The 5,124-nt window shown below is 39.2% G+C and carries 7 protein-coding genes; 5 read left to right on the top strand and 2 right to left on the bottom strand.

Annotation, left to right across the window (positions count from 1 at the left end; genetic code table 11):
• Position 1 precedes the first annotated feature (1 nt).
• Together GO621_RS18495 and GO621_RS18490 are read right to left on the bottom strand one after the other, a co-directional pair.
• Positions 2 to 367 carry a CoA-binding protein gene (locus GO621_RS18495; RefSeq protein WP_157569848.1) on the bottom strand — a complete coding sequence of 122 codons (366 nt, stop codon included), beginning with the start codon at positions 365 to 367 and terminating at the stop codon, positions 2 to 4.
• Between the two features lie 81 nt (positions 368 to 448).
• A complete protein-coding gene (locus GO621_RS18490) occupies positions 449 to 1,996 on the bottom strand; it encodes an NAD(P)/FAD-dependent oxidoreductase (RefSeq protein ID WP_157569846.1) in 1,548 nt (515 codons plus the stop codon).
• Positions 1,997 to 2,086: 90 nt separating this feature from the next.
• Here GO621_RS18490 and GO621_RS18485 point away from each other — a divergent pair, with 90 nt between their 5' ends.
• From GO621_RS18485 to GO621_RS18465, 5 genes are all read left to right on the top strand, one after another.
• A complete protein-coding gene (locus tag GO621_RS18485) occupies positions 2,087 to 2,665 on the top strand; it encodes a LemA family protein (protein ID WP_157569844.1) in 579 nt (192 codons plus the stop codon).
• Between the two features lie 187 nt (positions 2,666 to 2,852).
• Positions 2,853 to 3,287: a TPM domain-containing protein gene (locus GO621_RS18480; protein WP_157569842.1), complete on the top strand. Its 435-nt coding sequence runs from the start codon at positions 2,853 to 2,855 to the stop codon at positions 3,285 to 3,287.
• 9 nt (positions 3,288 to 3,296) lie between these two features.
• Positions 3,297 to 4,097, top strand: a complete 801-nt coding sequence (locus GO621_RS18475; protein WP_157569840.1) for a TPM domain-containing protein — start codon at positions 3,297 to 3,299, stop codon at positions 4,095 to 4,097.
• A 22-nt stretch (positions 4,098 to 4,119) separates the two neighbouring features.
• Positions 4,120 to 4,533 (top strand): hypothetical protein, encoded by a 414-nt coding sequence (locus tag GO621_RS18470; protein ID WP_157569838.1) that lies wholly within the window; start codon positions 4,120 to 4,122, stop codon positions 4,531 to 4,533.
• Positions 4,526 to 5,080, top strand: coding sequence for an NUDIX hydrolase (locus GO621_RS18465; protein ID WP_157569835.1), 555 nt, complete (start codon positions 4,526 to 4,528; stop codon positions 5,078 to 5,080). Before GO621_RS18470 ends, GO621_RS18465 begins: the two co-directional genes overlap by 8 nt.
• The last annotated feature ends 44 nt before the right edge of the window (positions 5,081 to 5,124 follow it).

Genomic DNA, 5,124 nt, shown 5'->3' with positions numbered 1-5,124 from the left:
CTTAATATTGTCCGGTAGCCAGCATAACCAAAGTGCAGGCTTCTATGGTTTCAATTCCTTCCTTTAAAGCTAAATTTTCCAGTTCTGGATTTTCTGTTCCCGGGTTAAAAATGATCCGTTTGGGATGTGTATCTAAAATATACTGGTACAGATCTGGCTGATTATGCGGCCCTACATACAAGGTAACAGTATCAACATCTGTATGAATTTGTTGTGGCTGTTCTATTTCTACGCCGGCAACTTCACCTTTTTTAATGCCTACATTTATAATAGAATGCCCTTTTGCCTTTAAACGGTTTGCTGCCAGATAAGCATAACGATTTGGATTTGGCGTTGCACCCAGCACTAAAGTTTTCTTATTTCCCATAATACTGTTTTTATCAACTAAAAATTAGTAACTGCTGAAAAGGTTTTTTGTTAGGCAGATTTTGCTTCAACCTTTAATTATTTATAAAACTTTTGCTGCTGCTTCTACGCAGTTAATGCCATCAATTGCAGCAGAAATAATGCCACCAGCGTAGCCTGCCCCTTCCCCGCAGGGAAATAAACCGGAAATTTGCGGATGCTGATACGTGATTTTATCACGCGGAATTTTAACCGGAGAAGATGTCCGGGATTCTACCCCAACCAAAATCGCTTCATTGGTATAATAGCCTTTCATCTTTTTGCCAAATCGGGGCAATGCTTCTTTTAGCCGGTAAAAAACTTTATCGGGCAATACTTCTTTTAACGATACACTTTTTGTTCCCGGTACATAAGAGTTAACAGGCAGATCAGCGGATAATCTTCCTTCTACAAAATCAATCATTCGTTGTGCCGGCGCAACCTGATTTCCTCCGCCTGCGGCAAAAGCTGCTTTTTCTATTTGTTGCTGAAAATTTAATAATCGAAAAGGATCACTTTCATCTCCATTCACATCTTCCAGATTAATCTGTACAACTGTTCCCGAATTGGCAAAAGGATTATTTCGTTTAGATGGGCTCCAGCCGTTTACCACGATTTCTCCGGGTTTTGTGGCACAAGGTGCAATAATTCCACCCGGACACATACAAAAGGAGAAAACCCCGCGCTGATCTACCTGCTCCACCAGACTATAATAAGAAGGCGGCAAAAAAGAACCGCGATTATCGCAATGATATTGTGCTTTATCAATAATTTCCTGCGGATGTTCAATCCGTACACCTAAAGCAAATGGTTTTGCTTCTACCAAAATATTTTGCTGATGCAAGAAATGGTAAACATCCTGTGCGGAATGTCCGGTTGCTAAAATTACTGCATCACTTTTAAACACTTCTCCTGATGCTGTTTTTATGCCTGTAATTTTATTAAAAGCAGTTAAAATGCTGGTAACTTTTGTGTTGAAGTGAATTTCTCCGCCTGCATTTTGAATACTTTCCCGAATTGCTGTAATTATTTGTGGTAGTTTGTTTGTTCCGATGTGTGGACGTGCATCAACTAAAATATCTTTGGTAGCGCCATGAGCAACAAATGTATTAAGCACTTGCTGGATGTTTCCGCGTTTGTTAGAACGTGTGTAAAGTTTACCATCAGAATAAGTTCCTGCGCCGCCTTCCCCAAAACAATAATTAGATTCCGGGTTTACAATTCCTTCTTTATTTAAAACTGCTAAATCGCGCCGCCGTTCTTTTACATTTTTTCCGCGTTCTATTATAATGGGTTTTAAACCTAATTCTATACAGCGTAAAGCAGCAAAAAGTCCGGCCGGGCCAGCGCCAACAATAATTATTGGTTTTGCATCATGAACGTTTTTATAATCGACAGAAAAAATTTTGGCCGAAGGGTTTTCATCAACATAAACTTCAATTTGTAATCGATACAACACTTGTTTTCCTCTTGCATCTATTGATCGTTTAAGCGTTTTAACAGCAGAAATACGGTTAATATTGAGTTTTAATTTGGAGGATGCAATCTTTTTTAGTGCCAGTTCGTCTTCCCGTTCTTGTGGCAAACAAGTAATTTCTGTTTCAGTAATCATAATTTGTCAGGTTTTTATCCTAAATTGTAACAAAGGTATGTAAATTGCATTCTATAGTAATAAATTGACAAGTAATCAAAACCTTTGAACATGAAAAAAATCGTTTTTGGAATTTTATGCCTTTTTACGGCAATGTCTTTAAGCTCCTGCAGCTACAACAGCATGGTAAAAAAAGATGAAAATGTAAAAGCAGCCTGGGGCGCTGTACAAAGCCAGTACCAACGCCGTTCTGATTTGATCCCTAATTTAGTAAACACGGTAAAAGGTGCAGCAAATTTTGAAAAAAGTACCTTAACGGCTGTAATTGAAGCGCGTGCAAAAGCAACTTCTATCCAGGTTGACCCTTCTAAATTAACGCCCGAATCTATTCAGCAGTTCCAAGCGGCGCAAGGACAATTAGGTTCTGCACTCGGAAAATTACTTGCAGTTTCTGAAGCTTATCCGGATTTAAAATCAAACGCTAACTTCCAAAGCTTACAAACGCAATTGGAAGGTACAGAGAACAGAATTAATGTTGCCCGTCTTGATTTTAATACAGCCGTGCAGGATTATAATAGCACTGTCCGTTCTTTTCCGGCAAACTTAACTGCCAAAATGTTCGGTTTTACAGAAAAAGGATATTTTGCTGCTGAAGCTGGAGCCGATAAAGCACCAAAAGTTTCGTTTTAATATTTTTGTTTAGATTACACTGATTGTTTTTGATTTCACAGATTTTTAATGCTTCTTTTATCGGACATTTTTGATAATGATCAAAAAAAAGTATTGATAAAAGAAGCATTGGTTCAATCATCAGTAGAATCATCTTCCAAAAAATCAGTGTAATCATCTTAAAAAATCAGTGTAATCCTCAAATCCAATGGCACTATTTACAGAACAAGAACAACAGCAAATTAGAAAAGCAATAGAGGCTGCTGAAAAAAATACCTCAGGCGAACTGCGGATTTGTGTTGAAAAAACATGCAGCGAAGATGTGCTCGACCGTGCAGTTGCTTATTTTAAGCAGTTGAACATGCACAAAACAAAGCTGCGGAATGGCGTGCTGATTTACCTTTCTACCGTTGACCGTAAGTTTGCTATTATCGGCGATGCTGGTATCAATAAGGTTGTTCCTGAAAATTTCTGGGACCAAACTAAAGAAACTATGTTAAGCCATTTTAAATATGGCAACTTAACCGAAGGGATTATCAGTGGATTAAAAATGGCCGGAGAACAATTACAAAAATACTTTCCAAGCCAGGATTCTGACCGTAATGAACTGCCAGATGATATTGCTTTTATGGACGGTAAATAATTGAAAAATATGTTAAAGAAACTTTTGTTTACCTGGCTGCTTTTATGCAGCAGCGTATTCTTATTTGCCCAGGATTTCCCTCAAAAATCTACTACTTTAGTTACTGATTATACTGGTACGTTAACTTCCACTCAGCAACAGGCTTTAGAAGATAAACTGGTTGCTTTTAATGATTCTACCTCAACCCAAATTGCAGTAGTAATTATTAAATCTGTTGGTGAATATGATATTGCAGAATATGCAACACAATTAGGCCGAAAATGGGGAATCGGACAAAAAGGAAAGAATAACGGTATTTTAATGCTGATTGCTATTGGCGACCGAAAAGTAACCATCCAAACTGGTTATGGTTCCGAAGGCGCAGTACCAGATATTACTACACACGAGATTATTGAAAACGACATTACCCCAAACTTTAAACAGGGGAATTATTATGCCGGGATAGATGCAGGCACCAACTCGCTGATAAAATACATGAAAGGCGAGTACAAAGCTCCTGCAAAAGCCAAACAAGTAACCAATGGCGGCGGGGGCGGCTCTGCGTGGATCATTATTATTATTGTAATTGTAGTTATTATTTTAATACGTAGAGGTGGCGGAGGCGGTGGCAGTCAGATAATTGGCGGCCGTGGCGGTTCCAGCCCTTTCTGGTGGTTTTTATTAGGTAATGCTTTAGGCAGTGGCCGTGGAAGTGGCGGCGGCTGGGGAGGCGGTGGCGGTTTTGGCGGAGGAAGTTCTGGTGGCGGTGGTGGTTTCGGCGGTTTCGGTGGCGGAAGTTTTGGCGGTGGCGGATCGAGCGGAAGCTGGTAATGCTTCTTTTACAGGATAAAAAATGATAAGAAGAGATTTTTTACAAGCTGAAATTAGCAAACTTGCCCAAGCTCTGGCAAAAATAATGGGCTTAAAAGAAGCAGGTAACCAACAGGAAGCCGACGATCTGATCAACCAAAATTTACTTCAGGGTTTTGACCTGGATTTGGAAAGCGTTACCAAGTCTTCTCCTGTTGAATTTAAAAAACTTTTAGCTGCTAAAAACTTTCCGGCAAAAAAGCTGGATTTATTAGGCCGGTTTTTGCTGGAAAGCGTTTCGCCATTTCACCAAAATCCTGGAACAATTGCTATTTTAAACCACGTATTAGTCTTGTACCAGTTGCTGGAACAGGAGCATCATACACAATCACTCGAAAATTTAAACCGGCAACAAAAAATCATTCAATTTTTAAAACAGAAGGAACAAGATGGCTAAACTGAAATGGGAGACCCTCTCATCAGAATATATTATTAAACAACCGTGGGCAACAATGCGAAGAGATACCTGTAAAATGCCAGACGGACGAATTGTAGATGACTATTATGTATTAGAATATCCGGACTGGGCAAATGCAGTAGCGATTACAGAAGATAATGAAGTTTTATTGGTAAAACAATACCGGCATGCTGCCAATGAAGTTTTATTGGAAATCCCCGGCGGCGTAATTGATGCAGGAGAAGACCCGAAAACCGCTATGCAGCGCGAATTATTGGAAGAAACGGGTTACCATTTTGATGATATAGAACCGATTTCGACTATGTATCCAAACCCTTCTACCGGAACTAATATTTGCCATGCTTTTTTAGCCAAAGGCGGAAAACTCGTACAAGGCCAAAAGCTGGACGAGCATGAAGAAATTATTGTTGAAAAAGTATCGATACCAGAACTGAAAGAACTCTTGGCAGCAAATAAATTCGGACAAGCTTTACATATCAGCAGTATATTTTACGCTTTGATAAAATTGGGCGAAGTAAAACTCTAATGCTTCTTTTATGGCATAAAAAAAGACCTGACGAAAAATCAGGG

It is taken from the genome of Mucilaginibacter arboris, from assembly GCF_009754915.1.
Classification (GTDB): domain Bacteria; phylum Bacteroidota; class Bacteroidia; order Sphingobacteriales; family Sphingobacteriaceae; genus Mucilaginibacter_A; species Mucilaginibacter_A arboris.
This window is presented reverse-complemented; position numbering and strand designations above follow the sequence as displayed.